18 protein-coding genes and 2 pseudogenes are annotated in these 18,903 nt (G+C 71.9%); 10 read left to right on the forward strand and 10 right to left on the reverse strand.

The genetic code is table 11. The features are described 5' to 3' along the window. The first annotated feature begins 11 nt into the window (after positions 1–11). From HCJ94_RS15780 to HCJ94_RS15795, 4 genes are all read left to right on the forward strand, one after another. Positions 12–998, forward strand: a complete 987-nt coding sequence (locus HCJ94_RS15780) for a diacylglycerol/lipid kinase family protein (RefSeq protein WP_309227300.1) — start codon at positions 12–14, stop codon at positions 996–998. Beyond that, positions 991–1,992 carry a YihY/virulence factor BrkB family protein gene (locus tag HCJ94_RS15785; protein ID WP_168001773.1) on the forward strand — a complete coding sequence of 334 codons (1,002 nt, stop codon included), beginning with the start codon at positions 991–993 and terminating at the stop codon, positions 1,990–1,992. The genes HCJ94_RS15780 and HCJ94_RS15785 overlap by 8 nt, the downstream gene beginning before the upstream one ends. Positions 1,993–2,062: 70 nt before the next feature. Then, positions 2,063–3,553 (forward strand): phosphatase PAP2 family protein, encoded by a 1,491-nt coding sequence (locus HCJ94_RS15790; protein WP_168001774.1) that lies wholly within the window; start codon positions 2,063–2,065, stop codon positions 3,551–3,553. Between the two features lie 8 nt (positions 3,554–3,561). After that, a complete protein-coding gene (locus HCJ94_RS15795) occupies positions 3,562–4,362 on the forward strand; it encodes an endonuclease/exonuclease/phosphatase family protein (protein ID WP_168001775.1) in 801 nt (266 codons plus the stop codon). Between the two features lie 133 nt (positions 4,363–4,495). On the opposite strand, the gene HCJ94_RS15800 is transcribed toward HCJ94_RS15795, so the two are convergent. After that, positions 4,496–5,374: an alpha/beta fold hydrolase gene (locus HCJ94_RS15800; protein WP_309227301.1), complete on the reverse strand. Its 879-nt coding sequence runs from the start codon at positions 5,372–5,374 to the stop codon at positions 4,496–4,498. Continuing rightward, positions 5,371–6,333 carry a TIGR03557 family F420-dependent LLM class oxidoreductase gene (locus tag HCJ94_RS15805; protein WP_168001776.1) on the reverse strand — a complete coding sequence of 321 codons (963 nt, stop codon included), beginning with the start codon at positions 6,331–6,333 and terminating at the stop codon, positions 5,371–5,373. The genes HCJ94_RS15800 and HCJ94_RS15805 overlap by 4 nt, the downstream gene beginning before the upstream one ends. A 66-nt stretch (positions 6,334–6,399) precedes the next feature. On the opposite strand from HCJ94_RS15805, the pseudogene HCJ94_RS15810 reads away from it, so the two are divergent. Further along, positions 6,400–6,615, forward strand: a pseudogene (locus HCJ94_RS15810) (cellulose binding domain-containing protein); the annotation flags it as partial. Between the two features lie 180 nt (positions 6,616–6,795). On the opposite strand, the pseudogene HCJ94_RS15815 reads toward HCJ94_RS15810, so the two are convergent. The 6 genes and pseudogenes from HCJ94_RS15815 to HCJ94_RS15840 form a co-directional block, all read right to left on the reverse strand. Beyond that, positions 6,796–6,942, reverse strand: a pseudogene (locus HCJ94_RS15815) (sigma factor); the annotation flags it as partial. Between the two features lie 3 nt (positions 6,943–6,945). Next, positions 6,946–7,338, reverse strand: coding sequence for a YciI family protein (locus tag HCJ94_RS15820; protein WP_168001797.1), 393 nt, complete (start codon positions 7,336–7,338; stop codon positions 6,946–6,948). A gap of 113 nt (positions 7,339–7,451) precedes the next feature. Then, a complete protein-coding gene (locus HCJ94_RS15825) occupies positions 7,452–9,662 on the reverse strand; it encodes an alpha-galactosidase (RefSeq protein ID WP_168001777.1) in 2,211 nt (736 codons plus the stop codon). Then, positions 9,659–10,573: a carbohydrate ABC transporter permease gene (locus HCJ94_RS15830; RefSeq protein ID WP_205801341.1), complete on the reverse strand. Its 915-nt coding sequence runs from the start codon at positions 10,571–10,573 to the stop codon at positions 9,659–9,661. The genes HCJ94_RS15825 and HCJ94_RS15830 overlap by 4 nt, the downstream gene beginning before the upstream one ends. Then, the gene (locus HCJ94_RS15835) at positions 10,570–11,526 is read right to left on the reverse strand and encodes a carbohydrate ABC transporter permease (RefSeq protein WP_168001778.1); all 957 of its coding nucleotides are present in this window, start codon (positions 11,524–11,526) and stop codon (positions 10,570–10,572) included. The genes HCJ94_RS15830 and HCJ94_RS15835 overlap by 4 nt, the downstream gene beginning before the upstream one ends. A gap of 21 nt (positions 11,527–11,547) precedes the next feature. Beyond that, entirely contained in the window at positions 11,548–12,876 is a 1,329-nt protein-coding gene (locus tag HCJ94_RS15840) for an ABC transporter substrate-binding protein (protein ID WP_168001779.1), read from the reverse strand. A 275-nt stretch (positions 12,877–13,151) separates the two neighbouring features. On the opposite strand from HCJ94_RS15840, the gene HCJ94_RS15845 reads away from it, so the two are divergent. Next, positions 13,152–15,212, forward strand: coding sequence for a beta-galactosidase (locus HCJ94_RS15845; protein WP_168001780.1), 2,061 nt, complete (start codon positions 13,152–13,154; stop codon positions 15,210–15,212). Positions 15,213–15,250: 38 nt separating this feature from the next. Then, positions 15,251–16,033 carry a DeoR/GlpR family DNA-binding transcription regulator gene (locus tag HCJ94_RS15850; RefSeq protein WP_168001781.1) on the forward strand — a complete coding sequence of 261 codons (783 nt, stop codon included), beginning with the start codon at positions 15,251–15,253 and terminating at the stop codon, positions 16,031–16,033. A gap of 2 nt (positions 16,034–16,035) precedes the next feature. On the opposite strand, the gene HCJ94_RS15855 is transcribed toward HCJ94_RS15850, so the two are convergent. Next, entirely contained in the window at positions 16,036–16,275 is a 240-nt protein-coding gene (locus tag HCJ94_RS15855; protein ID WP_168001799.1) for a hypothetical protein, read from the reverse strand. Between the two features lie 98 nt (positions 16,276–16,373). Next, positions 16,374–16,628 carry a DivIVA domain-containing protein gene (locus HCJ94_RS15860; RefSeq protein WP_168001782.1) on the reverse strand — a complete coding sequence of 85 codons (255 nt, stop codon included), beginning with the start codon at positions 16,626–16,628 and terminating at the stop codon, positions 16,374–16,376. A 440-nt stretch (positions 16,629–17,068) separates the two neighbouring features. Between HCJ94_RS15860 and HCJ94_RS15865 the strand changes: the two genes are divergently transcribed. The 3 genes from HCJ94_RS15865 to HCJ94_RS15875 all read left to right on the forward strand — a co-directional run bounded on the left by HCJ94_RS15865 (position 17,069) and on the right by HCJ94_RS15875 (position 18,813). Then, positions 17,069–17,941, forward strand: a complete 873-nt coding sequence (locus HCJ94_RS15865) for a helix-turn-helix domain-containing protein (RefSeq protein ID WP_168001783.1) — start codon at positions 17,069–17,071, stop codon at positions 17,939–17,941. After that, complete coding sequence (locus HCJ94_RS15870; RefSeq protein WP_168001784.1) at positions 17,938–18,156, forward strand: DUF397 domain-containing protein; 219 nt, start codon at positions 17,938–17,940, stop codon at positions 18,154–18,156. Before HCJ94_RS15865 ends, HCJ94_RS15870 begins: the two co-directional genes overlap by 4 nt. A 108-nt stretch (positions 18,157–18,264) precedes the next feature. Then, the gene (locus tag HCJ94_RS15875) at positions 18,265–18,813 is read left to right on the forward strand and encodes a hypothetical protein (RefSeq protein WP_168001785.1); all 549 of its coding nucleotides are present in this window, start codon (positions 18,265–18,267) and stop codon (positions 18,811–18,813) included. Positions 18,814–18,903: the final 90 nt, after the last annotated feature.

Here is an 18,903-nt window from a genome sequence, read left to right on the forward strand (position 1 = left end):
ACACTGACGCCGTGGATGCTGGAGAGGACAAGGGCGGGCTGCGGTCGGCCGTGGTGGTGAACCCGGTCAAGGTGGCCGATCCGGACGAGCTGCGCCGTACGGTCGACGACGTCCTCGCCGCCGCCGGCTGGCCCGAACCCCTCTGGTTCGAGACCACCGTCGACGACCCGGGGCAGGGCCAGACCGCGGAGGCCGTACGGGCCGGCGTGGACGTGGTCTTCGTCTGCGGCGGCGACGGCACGGTCATGTCCTGCGTCAGCGCGCTCGTCGGCACCGACGTGGCGCTCGCCGTCCTGCCGCAGGGCACCGGCAACCTGCTCGCGGCCAACCTGGGCCTCTCCAACGACCTCGCCGCCGGCCTCGGTGTGGCGATCGAGCGCGGCCGGCGCCTGCTCGACGTCGGGCAGGTGGAGGAACGGTACTTCACCGTGATGGCCGGCATGGGCTTCGACGCCCAGATGCTGGCCGCCACCTCGGAGACCACCAAGAAGCGGATCGGCTGGCCGGCGTACGTGGTGGGGGCCGCGCGGCACCTGCGGGACCGGCCGATGAGGGTCTCCATCCGCATCGACGACCAGCAGCCGCTCCGACGCCGGGCGCGGTCTGTCCTGGTCGCCAACGTCGGCCGGCTCCAGGGCGGCGTACGCCTGCTCACCGGCGCCGAGCCGGACGACGGCTACCTCGACGTCGCGGTGCTCACCCCGCGCACGCTGCGGCACTGGCTGGCGCTCGGCTGGGCGGTCGTCCGCCGGCAGGACCGGGTGCCCCGGATGGAGGTGTTCCGCGGGCGGCGGGTGGAGATCACCAGCAACCGCCCGCAGCCCCGGGAGCTCGACGGGGACCTGATCGAGCCGGGTCGGACGCTGAAGGCGGAGATCCGGCGGCGGGCGCTGTGGTTGTGCGTACCACAGCCGGAGGAGGCACCGGACCTGGCGGTGGACGCCGACGCCGCCGGCGAGCGGGGCGAGCGGCTGGTCGAGGAGGCACGCCGTGAGTAGCACCCGGATCGTGCCGGAGACCCGGCTGATGGCGGACGAGGAGCTGTCCGCCGACGACGCCTGGCACACGCTGCGCCGGGAGGGCGGCTGGTGCCTGCTGCGGGACGCGTTCATCCGGTTCCGCTACGGCGACGGCTTCAGCCACTCCCGCGCGTTCGCGTTGCAGCTGTGCCTGGCCGTGGTGCCGTTCCTGATCGCGCTGACCGGTCTGATCTCCGAGCTGGGCGTCGAGGAGGGCGGCCAGGTCGTCGCCGACACCGTGCTGGCGCTCTCCCCGGGCGCCAGCGACGAGGTGGTGGCGGAGCTGCTCGGGGAGGGCGAGCGCACCGAGGAGGTGGGCGAGCTGGCCCTGACCCTCGGTCTGCTCACCGGCCTGGTCGCGCTGACCATGACGATGGCGCAGATCGAGCGGGGTGCCAACCGGATCTACGGCGTCGAGCGGGACCGCCCGGCGCTGTGGAAGTACGTACGCGCCGCCGTCCTGGCGCTCACCGCCGGCCTGCCGGCGCTGACCGGGTTCCTCATCCTGGTCGCGGGCGGGGCGATCGGCGACTCGGTGCAACGGCACTACGCGTGGGGCGAGGGCGCCCACGCCGTGTGGGACGTGGCGCGGTGGCCGCTCAGCCTGGGGCTGACCGTGCTGGCCGTCGCGGTGCTCTTCCGGCACGCGCCCCGACGCAACCAGCCCAGCCTCTCCTGGCTCTTCTTCGGGGCGGGGATCGCCACCGCGCTGTGGTGGCTGACCAGTCTCCTGCTGGCGGGGTACGTCGCCTGGAGCGACGACTTCAACCAGACGTACGGGGCACTGACCGGCATGATGGCGCTGCTGCTGTGGGCCAACCTCACCGGCATGGCGCTCTTCGGCGGGCTGGCCTTCGCCGCGCAGTTGGAGGCGGTGCGGATCGGCGTCCAGGAGCCGGCCCAGCCCGACCTGTGGGAGCCCGAGGCCGACCGGATGGAGCTGCACGACACCGGTGAGATGACCTCGCTGTAGATCAGGGCCCGGTGTACGGGAACCACCGATCGGGTAAAGCGCCACGCCAGGAGCTGAGAGGGAGGCTGCCGTGAGCGTGGTCACCGACCTGTTGCGCCGACCCCTGGGTCATTTCACCGAGCGGACGCTGGCCGGTCTGGCGCTCGTCCTCGGCACCGGGGTCGGTTTCGGTCTGCTGCTGGCCCTGGTCCGGGTGAAGTGGACCCCGCTGTACGACGTCGACCACGGTGTCGCCGCCTGGCTCAACGACCTCGTGTCGCCGTACGGGCCGCTGGTGACCGTGCTCAACGCGCTCACCGACCTGGGCGGCCGGGCGGTGCTCATCTGGCTGATCTCGGTCGCCGTGGTCGGTCTGCTGATCCGCAGGCAGGGGCGGCTGGCGGTGTTCCTCATCGTGACCGGCGTCGGCGCGCTGATCCTGGACCCGGCGCTCAAGACGCTCGTCGACCGGCTGCGCCCCGAGGTGGAGGTGCCGATCGGGACGTACGCGGGGCAGAGCTTCCCCTCCGGTCACGCGCTCGGGTCGTTCGTCGCGTACGGTGCGCTGCTGCTGGTCTTCCTCCCGGCCATGTCGCCCCGCTGGCGGAAGCCGGCGATCGGCCTGGTCGCCACGATCGTGGTGCTCATCGGGCTGACCCGGATCGCGCTGGGTGTGCACTTCGTCTCCGACGTGCTGGGCGCCTGGCTGCTGGGCGCGGCCTGGCTGGGCATCGCCGCGTACGCCTTCCGCCTGTGGCGGCTGGAGCGCGGCCGGCCGGTGCCGGCGCTGACCGAGGGGTTGGAGCCGGAGGCCGCGCACGACGTGGCGCCGGCCCCCGACGAGGCGCACCTGCTGCCGCACCCGCGGGCGGCCGTCTTCGAGCTGATCGTCGGCTGGGTGATGGTGCTCGGCGCCCTCTACGGCTTCGGGATGTTCGTCAGCTACTACGCCGGCGGGACGTTCTTCGCCACCCTCGACACCGACGTGCCGCGCTGGTTCGCCGAGCACCGGGCCCCGGCCCACGACGATCTTTCCTGGTGGTGGAGCAAGTTCGGCGACACGCACGCGATCCTGCTGATCTCGCTGGTCTTCTGCCCGCTGGTGCTCGCGGTCTGGCGGCGCTGGCGTCCGGTGCTGTTCGTCGCGCTGACCATGTTCGGCGAGCTGACCCTCTTCCTCGCCTCGGCCGCCGCCGTGGACCGGCCCCGGCCGCCGGTGGTGAACCTGGACGGGCCGATGCCGACGTCGTCCTTCCCGTCCGGCCACATCGCCGCCACCCTGTGCGTCTGGGTCGCCATCGCGATCATCACCTTCCCGCGCACCGACCGCTGGTGGCGCTGGGTGTTCGTGGTGCTGGCGGTGATCATGCCGGTCGGGGTGGCGGTGTCGCGGATGTACCGGGGGATGCACCACCCGACCGACTTCATGGGGGCGATCATCCTGTGCGCCCTCTGGGTGGGGCTGCTCTACTGGGTGGTCCGGCCGAACGAGGACCTGCGCGAGGGCAACCGGCCGGCGATCGAGTCGGAGGACGTGCACACCCTCGACGACGAGCTGGCCAAGGCCGGCCGGGTGGACTGACCGACCGCATGCTGCGCGTGGCGACCTGGAACATCCGGACCGGCGGCCGGGACGCCGGCGGCGGGGACCGGCGGGACCTGATCGTCCGGGTCGTCACCGACCTGCGGCCGGACGTGCTCGCGATGCAGGAGCTGCGCGGCTTCGACGACCGCGCCCTGGCGGCCTTCGCCGGGCGGGTGGGGATGCGCGGGCACCTGGCCCGGTCGTGGTTCGCCCAGCCGGTGGCCGTGCTGGTCCGCCCGCCGCTGCGGGTGCTCGCCGCCGGCCGGGTACGCCGGCCGTTCCACCACGCCGCCGGGCGGGTCACGGTGGCCACCGACGCCGGGCCGCTGACCGTGTTCGGCACGCATCTCAACCCGTACTCCGGCGGCCGGCGGCGGACGGAGGCCGACTGGCTGGCGGCGGCCGTGCGCCGGACCGCCGGCGAGCTGGTCCTGGTCGCCGGTGACCTGAACACCCTCGACCCGGCCGTCGACCACACCGAGCGCCTGGCCCGGCTGCCGGAGCTGTACCGGCGCCGGCACCTGCGCCGGGACGGCCGGATCGTGGACACCCGTGCGGTCGGCCGGCTGCTGGACGCGGGCCTGGTCGACCTCTGGGCACGCGGCGGTTCACCGGAGCCGGACGGGTGGACCGTGCCGACCCGGCAGGGCGGGTCGGAGTTCGCGCCGACGCGCCTGGACTACCTGCTCGGCACGCCCGCCGTCGCCGCCGCGGCCGGCCCGGTGCGCGTGGTGCGCGGCGGCGACGCCGACCGCGCCTCCGACCACTACCCGGTCACCGCCGACCTGGACCTCGACCCGGCCTGACCGGCGGCGACCGCCGGTCGGGCCGCGTCAGAGGACCAGGTTGAGCAGCACGGTCAGGACGATCGACGCGACGACCGAGAAGAGGATCATCAGCAGGCAGCCGAGACCGCCGCCGGCCGGGCGGATCTCCGTGTTACCGATGCGCATGAGGAGTCACCTGTTCGTCAGAGGTCGGAGTCAGCAGCAGCCGGACCGCGTCGGCGACCTGGGCCGGGGCGGTGGTGGCGACATTGTGCGCGGCGCCGGGCACCACGACGTCGCGGGCGTGGGGCACGAGCCGGACCGCCTGTGACCGCCACCCGGCGGGTACCACCGGGTCGCGCGAGCCGGTCACCACCACGGTCGGCGCGGCGATCCGCACCAGGTCCGCCTCGATCGCGTTGCGCACCGAGTGGGTGAGGGTCGCGGAGACCCGCCAGGGACGGGCGTCCCACACGTCGCGGAGCAGGATGGGCGCCTGCAACGGCGCCTCCCGCAGCGTGTCCACCAGCCACCGTCCGATCTGGCCGCGCCGCGAACGCGCGACCGGGTCGCTGGTGGGACCGGCCAGGACCACCGCGCGGACCACCTCGGGGTGCCGGGCGGCCAGCGCCGCCGCGACCTCCGCGCCGAACGAGTGGCCGAGCACGCAGACCGGCGGCATCCGGTACGCGGCCAGCCAGGCGGCGAGGTGGTCGGCGTGCCGGGGCACGTCGTACGCGGAGCCCGGGCGCTCGGTCAGGCCGAAGCCGGGCAGGTCCGGCACGTACACGGGGTGGGTGTCGGCGAGCGCCACGGCGAGCGGGGTGAGGTACCGGTGCGAGACGGCGAGGCCGTGGACGAGCACGACCGGCGGGGCGCCGGTGCCCGGGTCGGCGCTGCGGCGGGTGTGCGTGCGGAGCCCGTCGACCAGCCGCCACTCGCTGGTGAGGCCGGCGGCGGGCCGGGGCGCGGCGAGGGCGAGGCGCAGCTCGGCGGGGCCGAAGCGTCCCGCCGCCGTCGGCAGGGGCCGCCGCAGCGGCGACGTCCTCACAGCTCCCGCAGGCGCGGCAGCAACTGCTCCTGCGCCCACTCCAGGAACATCGGCTGGCTCTCGCCGCCGACCTGCACGACCGCGACGTGGCTGAAGCCGGCGTCGACGAACGTCTTGAACGCCTCGACGTGCCGGTCGACGTCCGGACCGCAGGAGATGCTCTCGGCGACGTCCTCCTCGCGCACGAACTGGGTGGCGGCGGCGAAGGCGTCCGGGCCGGGCAGGTCAGCGTTGACCTTCCAGCCCAGCCCGAACCAGCGGAACTGGTCGTGCACGATCTTGCGGCACTCGGCCTCGTCCGGGCCGTAGCAGATGGCGACCTGGCCGTAGCGCGGCTTGCCGACGCCGCCGGCGTCGTCGTACATCTCGATGAGTTCGGGGAGCGGGTCGGTGGCGACCATCCCGTCGGCGTACTCGGCGGCGAGGGTGGCCGACTGCCGGCCGGAGGCGGCGACCGCCATCGGCACCGGCTGGTCCGGCCGGTCCCAGACGTACGCGTCGGGCACGTCGTAGTGGTTGCCGGAGAAGGTCAGCGTCTCCCCGTTCAACAGGGGCCGGATGATCTGGAGGGCCTCCTCGAACATCTCGTGCCGCTGCTGCACGTGCGGCCAACCGCCCACGACGTGCTCGTTGAGGTTCTCGCCCGCGCCCAGGCCCAGGGTGAACCGCCCGTCCGACAGCACTCCGACGGTGCTCGCCTTCTGTGCCACGACGGCCGGGTGGTAGCGGGCGATGGGGCAGGTCACGAACGACATCAGCTGCGCCCGCGCGGTGGCGTGGGCGACCGCGCCGAGAACCGACCAGGCGTACGGGGAGTGGCCCTGCGAGTCGAGCCAGGGGTAGTAGTGGTCGGACATGACGAGGTGGTCGAAGCCGGCCGCCTCGGCACGCACGGCGTAGTCGATCAGGTCTTTCGGACCGGCCTGCTCGCACATGAGTGTGTAGCCGACGTTGACCATGGTCCCTCCTCGTTCCGACCGGGCGGATCATCCCCGGATACCCCGGTCGGCGTGGGTCAACCCTGGCGGATCACGGGCTGGACGGTGCGGTGGACGTTCGCCAACGGCCAGACGGTCAGCCAGTCCTGGAACGCGTCACTGACCAGCAGCGGGTCGGCGGTCACCGCCCGCAACGTGGACTGGAACGGCCGGCTGGGTGCCGGCGCCAGCACCAGCTTCGGCTTCATCGGCAGCTGGAACGGCACCAACGCCAGGCCCGCGGTGACCTGCACCGCGAGCTGATCGGTTCACCGGTGGCCGGGCCCGGACGCGGGCCCGGCCACCGCGCCCGGCCGCATCACGAGGGCTGCCGGGACGTGGGGCCCGGCCACCGCTCCCGGCCCCATCACGCCGGCCGCCCAGTTCGTCGCGCACCGCTCGTCCCCAGGAGTCCTCGGCCGGGGCAGCCATACCCCTCCATCCCGGCCACTGTGTCACCGCGGCGAGCAGCGCCTCCTGCACCGCGTCCTCGGCGGTGGCGAAGTCGCCGAAGCGGCGGGCGAGCACGCCGAGGACCTGCGGCGCCAGGTCGCGCAGCAGGTCCTCGACGTCACGGTCAACCGTGTCCAGGTGTCACAGCTCCTCGGGCGGGGCGGACATCACCGGGTGCACCTCGATCGGCATGTTCAGCGGCCGGCCGCCCGAACCGGGCGCGGTGGAGGTGTGCGCGGCGATCGCCACGGCCCGCTCGGGGCTGTCGACGTCCACGATCCACCAGCCGGCGAGGAACTCCTTGGTCTCGGCGAACGGCCCCTCGGTGACGACGGGCTCGCCACCGCTGCCGGCCCGGACGATCTTCGCCTGCGCCGGCCCGCCGAGTCCTTCCCCCTGGACCCACTCACCGTCGGCGACCAGCTTCGCGTTGACCTCCCCCATGAACCGGATGTGCGCGCGGATCTCCTCCGGCGTCCAGGTGTGGATCGGCGGGAAGTCGGTGCCGGCGGCGCTGAACTGCATGAGCAACATGTACTTCACGTCTGGCTCCTCGGGTCTCGGGCACCGTCGTCGGTGCTCTCACCCGTAGGTAGAAGCCGACGCGCCGCCGCTCGACATCCGGCGCGGAAAAATCTCGGGGAAACTCAGTCGAGCGCGGTGACCTCCAGCAGCAGCGCCTGCTCCGGGTGCAGCGCCGGCACCTGGAGCCCGACCGAGGCGAGCACCGCACCGGTCAGGGTGGCGCCACCGGCGACCAGCCAGCCCGGTTCGGTCATCTGGAGCACCGCCGGTTCGGGCACGCCCGCGGCCGGGCGGACCGCGTACCGCCGGGTCCGGTCCAGGCCGGGGAGCCGGACCGGGCCCGGCACCTGGGCAACCGAGGTGGCCAGCCGCGCCACCGCGTACACGGCCCGGGAACCGTCGTGGGCGACCACGCCGTGCGCCCAGACGGCCGGGTCCGGGTGGTCGACCCGGACCACCCGCCCGGCGTGCAGCAGCGGGCGGAGCCGCTTGTGCAGGGCCACCCAGGCGGCCAGCTCCCGGCGCTCGTCGGCACTGATCGCGCCGATGTCCCACTCGATGCCGTGGTGGCCGAAGAGCGCGGTCGCCGCCCGGAAGCCCAGGTCGTGGACGCGGTGGGTGGTGTGCGACCGCTCCGGCCCGACGTGGGTGCCGACCAGTTCGGGCGGCAGCAGCAGCCCGGTCCAGCGCTGGATGGCCAGCCGTTCGAGGGCGTCGTTGCAGTCGCTGGCCCAGACCCGGTCGGTGCGGCGCAGGATCTCCAGGTCGACCCGGGCGCCGCCGGAGGCGCAGCTCTCGATCTCGACGCGCGGGTGCCGGGCGCGCAGCTCGTCGAGGAGCCGGTAGACCGCGAGGGTCTGCTCGTGCACGCCCGGCCGGCCGTGGTGGCCGGCCTCGGTGAGGTCCCGGTTGTGGTCCCACTTCAGGTAGCTGATTCCTGGATGCTCGGTGAGCAGGGCGTCGAGCCGTCCGAGCAGGTAGGCGTACGCCTCCGGGTGGGCGATGTCGAGCACCTGCTGGTGCCGCCACTCCGGCGGCAGCCGGCCGGGCACCGCGAGCACCCACTCGGGGTGGGCGCGGAACAGGTCCGAGTCGGGGTTGACCATCTCCGGCTCGACCCACAGCCCGAACGCCATCCCGTGGCCGGTCACGTGGTCGACGAGCGGCGTCAGGCCGTCCGGCCAGACCTCCTCGTCGACGTACCAGTCCCCGAGGCCGGCGTGGTCGTGCCGCCGGCCCCGGAACCAGCCGTCGTCGAGGACGAACCGTTCCACCCCGACCTCGGCCGCGCGGTCGGCGAGGGCGCGCAACCGGTCCAGGTCGTGGTCGAAGTAGACCGCCTCCCACACGTTGAGCGTGACCGGCCGGGGCGTTCGCGGGTGGGTCGGCCGGTCACGCACGTGCCGGTGCAGGGCGTCGCTGAGCCCGTCCAGCCCGGTGTCGGACCAGGCGGCGTAGAGCAGCGGGGTGGCGTACTCGGCGCCTGGCGCGAGCACCACCTCGCCGGGAGCCAGCAGCTCGCCGCCACCGAGGATCGAGTCGCCGGTGGGCCGGCGCTCCGCGAAGGTCACGTGGTCACCGCTCCAGGCGGTGTGCACCGCCCACACCTCGCCGTGCCCGAACCCGAACCCGGGCGTGCCGGCCACCAGCAGCAGCGTGGCGTCGTGGCCGGTGCGGCCGTGCCGGCCCTCGCGTACCCAGGTGCCCATCGGCCACGGATGCCGCTGCGGGGACCGTTCCCGGCACCACCGGCCGGTCAGGTCGAGCAGTTCGGTGGCGGCCGCCGGCACCGGCAGCACCGGCGTCAGCTCCCGCAGCTCGTAGCCGGTGGTGCCGTCGTTGCGCAGCCGGTGCCGCACGGTCAGCACGCCGTGCGGGTCCAGCGCCAGCTCGACGGTGAGGGACAGGCCGGCGGCCGGGTCCGACGCCCGCACGGTCACCCGCGCCGCGCCGGCCCCGTCGTGGTCCCGCTCCTCGTCGGATACGCGCACCGCCTCCCCGCCCGAAGCCACGCGGCTCGGGTCCGAGGCATCGTCCACGGCGTCGACGCCGTCCAGGCGGAACGCCGTGGACCAGGCCGCGCCGTCGCGGTGCCCGGCCAGCGCCGGCCGGCCGCTCCATCCGGCGCCCGGCTCCGGCAGCAGGGACAGCACGGTCGGCGCGTCGAAGCTGCTCGGCACCACCGGCGGTACGGTCGCGGCGACCAGGGTCGCCAGGTCCTCGTCGGCGAGCGGGCCCAGGTCGGCGCCCCAGTGGACCACGCGCGGCAGGCCGCACCCGCGCGCGTCGAGCACCAGGCTGGTCCGCGCGCGGCGCAGGTGCAGGATCGTCATCCCTTGCTTGCTCCCAGGGTCAGGCCCCGGACGAACTGCTTCTGCAACAGGAAGAAGATCACCAGGGTCGGGATCGCGACCAGCACCGAGCCGGCCGAGACGAGGTTGTTGTCGGTGAAGAACTCGCCGCGCAGGTTGTTGAGCGAACTGGTGACCGGGAACTTGTCGCCGGTCCGCATGAGGACGGTGGCCCAGAAGAACTCGTTGTAGATCCAGGTCACCTCCAGCGTCGCCAGGGCCGCGAGGGCGGGCCGGCACAGCGGCATGGTCACCTGCCAGTACTGCCGCCACACGCTCGCCCCGTCGACCATCGCCGCCTCGTACAGGTCACGGGGGAGCGCCTTCATGTAGTTGCTCAGCACGAACACGCAGAAGCCGCACTGGAAGGCGACGTTGACCAGGATCAGTCCCCAGTAGCTGTCGTACAGCAGCTCGGAGTCGCTCATGAACTCCGGCAGCGGCACCTGGGTGAAGAGGCGGAACAGCGGGATCAGCAGGGCCTGCTGGGGCAGCAGGTTCGCCGCGGTGAACAGGCCGAGCAGGATCAGGTTGGTACGCCAACTGAACCGCGCGATGACGAACGCGACGCACGAGGCGAGGAAGAGCGTCAGCAGCACCGCCGGCACGGTGATGTACACCGAGTTGAGGAAGTGCTGCCCGAACTCGGCGGTCCGCCACGCGGTGACGTAGTTGTCGAAGGTCCAGCCGCCGAGCGAGACGTAGCCGTTGGCGGCGGTGTACTGGTACGAGCGCAGCGAGGTGAGCACGGCCCACAGGATCGGGAACAGCCAGCTCACCGCCACGGCGGCGAGGAAGACGTGCAGCAGCACCCGGGCCGGGCGCAGCGGCCGGCGGGCCGGGGCCGGCGCGGTGACCTCCTCGCCCCGGCTCATCATCGCGGTGGTGCTCATCGCCGGTCCTCCCTCATGACGGTGGCCAGGTAGACGGTGATGAAGACCAGCGAGACGACCAGCATGATGGTCGCCAGCGCCGAGCCGAAGCCGATCCGGCTGGCCTCGCCGACCACGTTCGCGGTGACCAGCGCGGAGATCAGCTCCAGACCGTTGCGGCCCTTGTTGATGACCCAGACCAGGTCGAACGCCCGCAGCGACTCGATCACGGTCACCACCAGCACGATGATGTTGATCGGGCGCATGACCGGGAAGACCACCCGGAAGAAGGTGCTGGTCTCCGAGGCGCCGTCGACGGCGGCGGCCTCCCGCAGCGACGGGTCCACACCCTTCAGCCCGGCCAGGTACAGCAGCATGATGTAGCCGACGTGCCGCCACCCGGCCGCGACCAGCACCGCCCAGATGTTGACGTCCGGGTCGCCGTACCAGTCGACGTCGCTGCCGAAGACGCCGTTGAGCAGGCCCTGGTCGCGCGAGTAGATGAGCTGCCAGACGAAGCCGATCAGCGCGAGGGAGAGCACGACCGGCAGGTAGAGCGCGGTCTGGTAGAACCGGGTGCCGCGCAGTTCCTTGTCGAGGAGGACGGCCAGGAACATCCCGAACGGGGTGGCCACCACGAAGAGCGCGGCCAGCCAGAGCAGGTTGTTCTGCACGGCCGGGACGAACGGCGGGTAGATGTTCACCACGTCGGAGTAGTTGCGGCCACCGACGAACTCGATCTCGCTGACCGGGCCGATGCCGTCCCAGTCGGTGGCCGACAGCGCCACCGTGGCCAGCGCGGGCAGCCAGACGAGGGCGACGACGAGCAGCAGCGGGACGAGCACCATCAGCGCGATGACCACGCGGTCGGTGCGGGACAGGAGCCGTAGCCGGCGGCCGCGCCCACCGGTGGTGGTGGTCGCGACCGGCGGCGGTACGGCGCGGTCCGCTTGGACCAGGGGCAGGTCGGACACGATGTCCTCCCCCTTCCGCCGTCAGTCGGTGAAGATCGACTTCTTCTGGTTCTCGATGCTGTTCGTGAGCCCGTCGATGTCGGTCGGGTCCTTGATGAACTGCTGCAGCGCCGGGATCATCACGGTCGAGGCGAAGTCCGGCCGGGTGTCCCGGTCGAGGAACTGGGCGATCTCGGTGGCCGAGCCCACCAGCTCGGCGGCCTTCTTCTGGAGCGCGGTGTAGCCGCTGGTGTCCGCCTCGCCGTTGGCGACCAGGGTGCTCGGGTCGTTCTTCACGGTGATGTCCGCGGCGGCCTTGGAGCCGACGTACTCCAGCAACTTCTTGGCGTTCGCCTCCTCCTTCGGCCGGCGGGCCATCATGTAGCCGTCGATCGGCGCGTCCAGGGCCTTCGCCCCGATCGACGGGTCGATCTCGGGGAACGTGAAGAAGTCCAGGTCGTCCTGCTCGTCGTTGTTGAACTGCTGGGCGACGAAGAGGCCGAGCAGGTACATGCCGCTCTTCTTCTGCTGGAGCGACTGGGCCGCCTCCTGCCAGGTGCGGCCGAGGCTGTCCGGCTGGTGCAGCGGCAGCAGGCCCCGCCAGGTGTCGAAGACCTTCTTCACCTTGTCGGAGGTCCACGCCTCCTTGCCGGCCATCAGGTCGACGTGGAACTGGTAGCCGTTGATCCGCAGGTTGAGGATGTCGAAGGTGCCCATCGCCGGCCAGCCGTCCTTGTCGGCGAACGCGATCGGGACCAGGCCGTCCTTCTTCATCTCGGCGGAGAGGGCGGTCAGCTCGTCGAGCGTCTTGGGCACCTGGTAGCCGTTCTGCTGCCACACCGACTTCCGGTAGAAGAGCGCCCACGGGTAGTACGACGAGGGGACGAGGTACTGCTTGCCGTCGTCGCCGGTGGACGCCTTCTTGAACGCGTCCGACATCCCGGAGAGCTTGCCCCAGACGTCGGAGAGGTCGCCGGCGAGACCGCGTCCGGCGAAGAACCGCATCCGGTAGCCGGCGAACCACATGAAGACGTCGTCCGGCTTGCCCTGGAGGTAGTTGTTGATGTTCTCCTGGTAGGTGTTGTGGTCGACGGTGTTGACCGAGACCTGGAGGCCGGACGAGGTCTGGAAGCCGTCCACGACCTTGGCGATGACCTCCTTCGGCTTCGGGTCGGACTGGTTGGAGCCGAGCGACACCGTCTTGGAGCCCGAGCCGCCCGAGTCGTCACCGCCGCAGCCGGCGAGCAGGCCGGTGCCGAGCAGCGCGCCGGAGCCGGCGGCGCCCGCGAGCAGCGAGCGGCGGCGGAGGCCGGCGACCGAGGGGGGTACGAGCCGGGCGAGGTACTCGGCTTGGGATCGGGGACGGGACATGGTGCCTCCTGCGGATGAGAAGGTGCTGCGCCCGAGGGCCTCGGCTGGCAGTAACCACCCGTCGTGATCCCACATGTCGATCCACCGTGAACCCACATTGGCGAACACGAACTGCCAGTGGCCGCTCAAGCTACTCGCCTCCGAGGCGCTGTCAAGAGGGGTGTACCACCCGGATAACCCAGTCGTGACAAGCCTGTTACGAGGTAAACGTTGGAAACTCTGTCGATGTTGGAAAGTGTTGACTTGCGGCTCTCCCGGGGGCACCCTCTGCTGTCATGCGGCGGTGGCAGGGTGAGCGAATCTTCTTCGGCGGCGACTACAACCCGGAGCAGTGGCCCGAGGAGACCTGGGTCGAGGACGTCGCGCTGATGCGCCGCGCCGGCGTCAACCTGGTCTCCGTGGGCATCTTCTCCTGGGCCCTGCTCGAACCCGAGCCGGGCCGGTACGAGTTCGGCCGGCTCGACCGGGTGCTGGACCTGCTGCACGACGGCGGCATCGCGGTCGACCTGGCCACCGCCACCGCCAGCCCGCCACCCTGGCTGGCCCACCGGCACCCGGAGACGCTGCCCCGGCGCGCCGACGGCGCGATCCTCTCGCCGGGCGGCCGGCAGGCGTACTGCCCCAGCTCGCCGGTGTTCCGGGAGCGGTCGCTCGCCCTGGTCGAGGCGGTCGCCACCCGGTACGCGGACCACCCGGCCGTGGTCATGTGGCACGTCTCCAACGAGTTGGGGTGCCACAACGTGCACTGCTACTGCGACGTCAGCGCCGAGGCGTTCCGGGAGTGGCTGCGGGACCGCTACGCCACCCTGGACGCGCTCAACGACGCCTGGGGCACCGCGTTCTGGAGCCAGCGCTACGGGGACTGGGCGCAGGTCAACCCGCCCCGGCTCGCCCCGACCTTCGCCAACCCCACCCAGCAGCTCGACTTCCTGCGCTTCTCCTCGGAGGAGCAGCGCGCCCAGCTCCGGGCCGAGCGGGCGGTGCTGGCCCGGCTGGTGACCCAGCCGGCCACGACGAACTTCATGATCGGCACCGGCATCAAGTACCTGGACTACCACTCGTGGGCGTCCGACGTGGACGTCGTCGCCAACGACCACTACCTGACCGCCGCCGACCCGGAGTCGCACGTCGGGCTGGCGCTCGCCGCCGACCACACCCGCGGCGTGGCCGGCGGCGAGCCGTGGCTGCTGATGGAGCACTCCACCAGCGCGGTCAACTGGCAGCCGCGCAACGTCGCCAAGACCCCCGGGCAGCTGCGGCGCAACAGCCTCGCGCACGTCGCGCGCGGCGCCGACGGGGTGCTGTTCTTCCAGTGGCGGGCGTCGCGGGCCGGTGCGGAGAAGTTCCACTCCGCGCTCGTGCCGCACGCCGGCCCGGACACCAAGGTGTTCCGCGAGGTGTGCCGGCTCGGCGCCGACCTCGCGGCGCTGTCGGAGGTGATCGGCAGCCGGGTGGACGCCGAGGTGGCGATCCTGTTCGACTACGAGGCGTGGTGGGGGGTCGAGTTGGATTCCCACCCCAGCGTCGACGTCACGTACGCCGACCGGCTCGGGGCGCTCTACGGGTCGTTGTGGCGGGCCGGCATCACCGCGGACGTCGTGCACCCCTCCGCCGACCTGTCCGGCTACCGCCTGGTGCTGGTGCCCACCCTGTACCTGGTGCGGGACGCGCACGCCGCCGCGCTGCGCGCCTTCGTCGAGGCGGGCGGGACGGCCCTGGTCACCTACTTCAGCGGCATCGTCGACGAGAACGACCACATCCGGCTCGGCGGATATCCCGGTGCGTTCCGCGACCTGCTCGGCGTCCGCGTGGAGGAGTTCTTCCCGCTACGGACAGGGGAGCGGGTCAACCTGGACGACGGTTCGATCGCCGACGTGTGGACCGAGTGGCTGCACGCCGAGGGCGCCGAGGTGCTCGCCGCGTACGCCGACGGGCCGCTGCCGGGCGTGCCGGCGGTGACCCGGCACTCGGTCGGCGCGGGCGCCGCCTGGTACGTCGGCACCCGTCTGGACGGCGCGGCGACGGACCGCCTCGTGGCGCGGCTGGTCACCGAGGCCGGGGTGCGGCCGCCGGTCGAAGCGCCGCCCGGCGTCGAGGTGGTCCGGCGCCGTGCCGGGGAGCGGAGCTGGCTGTTCGTCCTCAACCACACCGGCGAGGAGGTCCGGCTCGCTGCCGGCGGCACCGAGCTGCTCGGCGGGGCGTCCTGCGCCGGCGAGCTGACCGTCCCGCCCGGCGAGGTTGCCGTGGTACGGGAGGACGTACCCGAGGCATCGACGGCCGTTGCCGACGCGGACCCGGCGCCCGACCCGCGGGACCGCGCCGCGGACGCGGCCTGAGCTGGTTACTCTTCCCCTCGACGCGCGAAGGAGGTCCGATGCTCGCCCAGCAGCGGCAGACCGCCATCCTCGACCTGATCCGGCAGCGGGGCGGCGTGCGCGTCAGTCACCTGGTGAGCCGGTTCGGGGTCTCGGACATGACCATCCGGCGCGACCTGGAGGTGCTGGCCGAGCGGGGGCTGGTCGACAAGGTGCACGGCGGCGCGACGCTGGCCGGCCCGGGATCCGCCGAGGAACCGGGCTTCGCGGCCAAGTCGGTGCGCCAGCAGGCGGAGAAGCGGGCCATCGCCGAACGGGCCGCGTCGCTCGTCGAGCCCGGCATGGCCATCGCGCTCTCCGCCGGCACCACCACGGCCGCGCTGGCCGCGCTCCTCGCCGACGTCCGTGGGCTGACCGTGGTGACCAATTCGATCCCCGTCGCCGACGCCCTCTACCAGAACCCGCGCGCCGACCAGACGGTCGTGCTGACCGGCGGCATCCGTACGCCGTCGGACGCGCTGACCGGGCCGGTCGCCGAGGCCGCCATCGGATCGCTCAACGTGGACCTGCTCTTCCTCGGCGTACACGGGATGAGCCCACGCACCGGTTTCACCACCCCGAACCTGCTGGAGGCCGGGGTGAACCGCGCCCTGATCGCCGCGTCCCGGCGGCTGGTGGTGCTCGCCGACCACACCAAGTGGGAGACGATCGGCATCGCCACCATCGCGCCGCTGGAGGACGCGGACGTGCTGGTCACCGACGCGGGCCTGCCGACCGAGGCGCGCGGCCAGATCGGCGACCAGGTCGGCGAGCTGATGATCGTGGACCCCGTCCCGCTCTGACCTCACGAAGCTCGCGCGGCCGGCTCGCACGGACCGCCGTGGTCGGCCCGGCGGGCACACCGGCTCCGGTCCGGCATGATCCGGTCGCAGAACACCCAGTGCCGTACGTGCTGGATGTCCTCGGCGGAGACGGTCGTGCCCGCCACCTCGATCCCCGGTACCAGGGCCACTGAACGGGCGAACGTGTACGCGAAGCGGAGTGCGTCGGCCAGCACGGGGATCGTCACCGGCAGGTGGATCACGTGGCGTGCCGGGGCGTCGTCCGACCTGGCGACGGCCTCGACCGCGGCCTGCGGCAGCGGCACGAAGACCACGCCGGGTTGCCGGCGTGCCCCCGGCGTCACGACATCCTCCGCTGCGCCTGGGCGCTCTGCCAGTCGCGCAGCGCACGCTTGATGCGGATGTTCTCGTCGTTGAGCCGGGCGACGTCCTGGTTCAGGGCAGCCAGTTCGAGTGCGACCCGGTGCAGGAACTGCCGAACCTCCTGAGGGTCCAGGCCGCGCCGACCAAAGCTGACGGTGGAGAACTGGCGGTCGCGGACGTGACGCGGATGCAGCCGGGGCGGTGCGCCGCCGTAGACGGTGCCTCGGTTCATCGGTCGGCTCCTTCGTTGTGGGAGGGGGCGGCCCTGGCGGAGGGGGAGTTCCGGGCAGGGCCGCCCCGCCCGGCGACCGCAGCCTCGATCGGCGAGTACGGCCACCGGGCTGCCGGTGGGTGGTGTCGAATCGCGGACAGGCAGGGTCGCGAAGACCCACTTCTCCGTGATAGGTATTCGTCAAGTCGGTCGGAGCCGAGAATGCGCGCGTGACGTGGCTCCATGTTGAGACCCGACGAGAGCCGGTATGCGTCTGCCACACGCGAAGCCGTCTCTCGTCACCTTCTCGGCTGTTGGCACAGCCGCGGTTGCCGCACTTGCACCGGGCGTCCCCGGGGGTCGGTGATCACCCTCACCCGAAGACCACATTTCCAGTGGCTTCGGTATTGGTGCAACGACACCAACGGATCCTTTTCTCGACGGGTGCGTGAGAGGTGAGAATGGCCGCGAAGAAGGAGGCCTTCGTCCGGACGCTTCGTGCTCAGTGGCTCGGTCAACAGATGCGTGAGCTGCGAGAACGGCGCGGTCTGACGCTCAAGTACGTCGCCCAGTACCTGGAGCGGGACTTCTCGTCGCTGGCCCGGTACGAACGAGCTGAATGGCCCTTCCGCCGCGACCTCGTGGTCGAATTGCTCGACCTCTACGGCGTGTACGACGAGCGTGAGCGTGACCGACTCATTCAACTGGCGCAGGATGCCTGGCGGATCGACCGGTGGGACAACGACCTCGGCGGAACCATCTACGACACCTCGTTCATCGACTTCCCGTGGTTGGAGTCGCGAGCGGAGCAGGTATGCACCTACGCTTCGCTGCTCATACCCGGCCTCCTTCAGACCAGGGACTACGCCGAGGCGGTCATCAGGAACGCGGAACCCAGCTCGACCAGCGAAGTTCAGATTCGCAAGTGGGTCCAACTCCGCATGGACCGGCAGCGGCTACTCGACGGGCCGTCGCCCACCAGACTGGCGGTGATCGTCGAAGAGACGGCGTTGCGACGACCGGTGATGACCCGGGGAGTGATGGCCGCCCAGCTCGCCCACCTTGTGCGATCGGCGAGGAAACCGACGGTCGAGATCCGGGTCCTTCCCGCCACTCTCGGGCTGCACGCCGGTCTGGACGGCACGTTCTGGCTGTTCAAGATGCCCCCGCCGTACACCGACGTCGCGCACGCCGAGACCCTTGGCGGTCGGCTGTTCGTAGAGTCGGACAAAGCTCTGCGTTACGTCCGCGCGTACGATCGGCTCCGGGAGGCCGCACTCAGCGCGAGCGAGTCGGCAAAGCTGCTCTCAGCAATGGCGGAGGAGCTGTCATGAGCGAGACCATCCCTGACGTGGCTTGGCACATCAGCACCAAGAGCCCTGACAACGGTGGCAACTGTGTCGAGGCGGGGCCGTTCCTTGACGGTTCAGGTCGGGTGGCGGTGCGGGACAGCAAGGCGCGGGACGCCGGGACGATCATTTACAGCGCCGCCCGGTGGACGGCCTTCGTGAGCGGCGTCAAGGACGGCCAGTTCGACCTCACGAACTGATCCGCACGGCACCTGCCTTGCAAAGCGGTGGTCGCGTGCCGGGGTTGCCGGCGCCCGCCACGATGGCGGCGAGTGCCGGCTTCCCGCCGGCCGTCCGCTGGAGGTCACGTGCGCATCAGGCCCCGACTGTCCGTCCTTGCCGTGCTCGTCCTGGTCGCCGGCGCGGTGCTGGTGCCGGCTGCTCCCGCCGCCGCCGACCTGGACGGTTGCTACGACTCGACCACACCACGGTTCCAGGACCCGGCCCCCTGGTCGGCACCCGGCAACGTCCACACCGGCTGGAGCACACCCGCCGGTGTCGTCCGCAGCGACGCGTTCCGGATCACGGCGACCGGCAACGTGCGGATCGACTTCTGGGGCACCACCAAGAACGTCGCCGGTGAGCTGCCGCTGCCGCCGGACAACGGCGAATGGCCGGCACCCGACGCGCCCCGCTACGCCCTGATCGCGCGGGTCACCGACGGCGAGATGCTGGTGCTGAAGAACGGCCGGATCTACGGCCAGAGCCGTTGGTTCCCGGTCGGCGCGGACAGCGGGTGCCTGCTCTTCCTCGGCAACAGCATCGACCGCCGGCCACATCTCATGTTCACCTTCAACGATCCCAACCTCGGCGACAACGGCGGCGGCGCGTCGGTGCGCGTACGCCAGTGGTTCTGACCCGGCGGGTAGCGGCGGCGACTGGCGTCCGCGTCGCCAGGTAGGCACTGTGATCCACTCGGTTTTCCTGAAGTCGGGGTGTCCGGGCGT

It is taken from the genome of Micromonospora thermarum, from assembly GCF_012034245.1.
GTDB lineage: Bacteria > Actinomycetota > Actinomycetes > Mycobacteriales > Micromonosporaceae > Micromonospora > Micromonospora thermarum.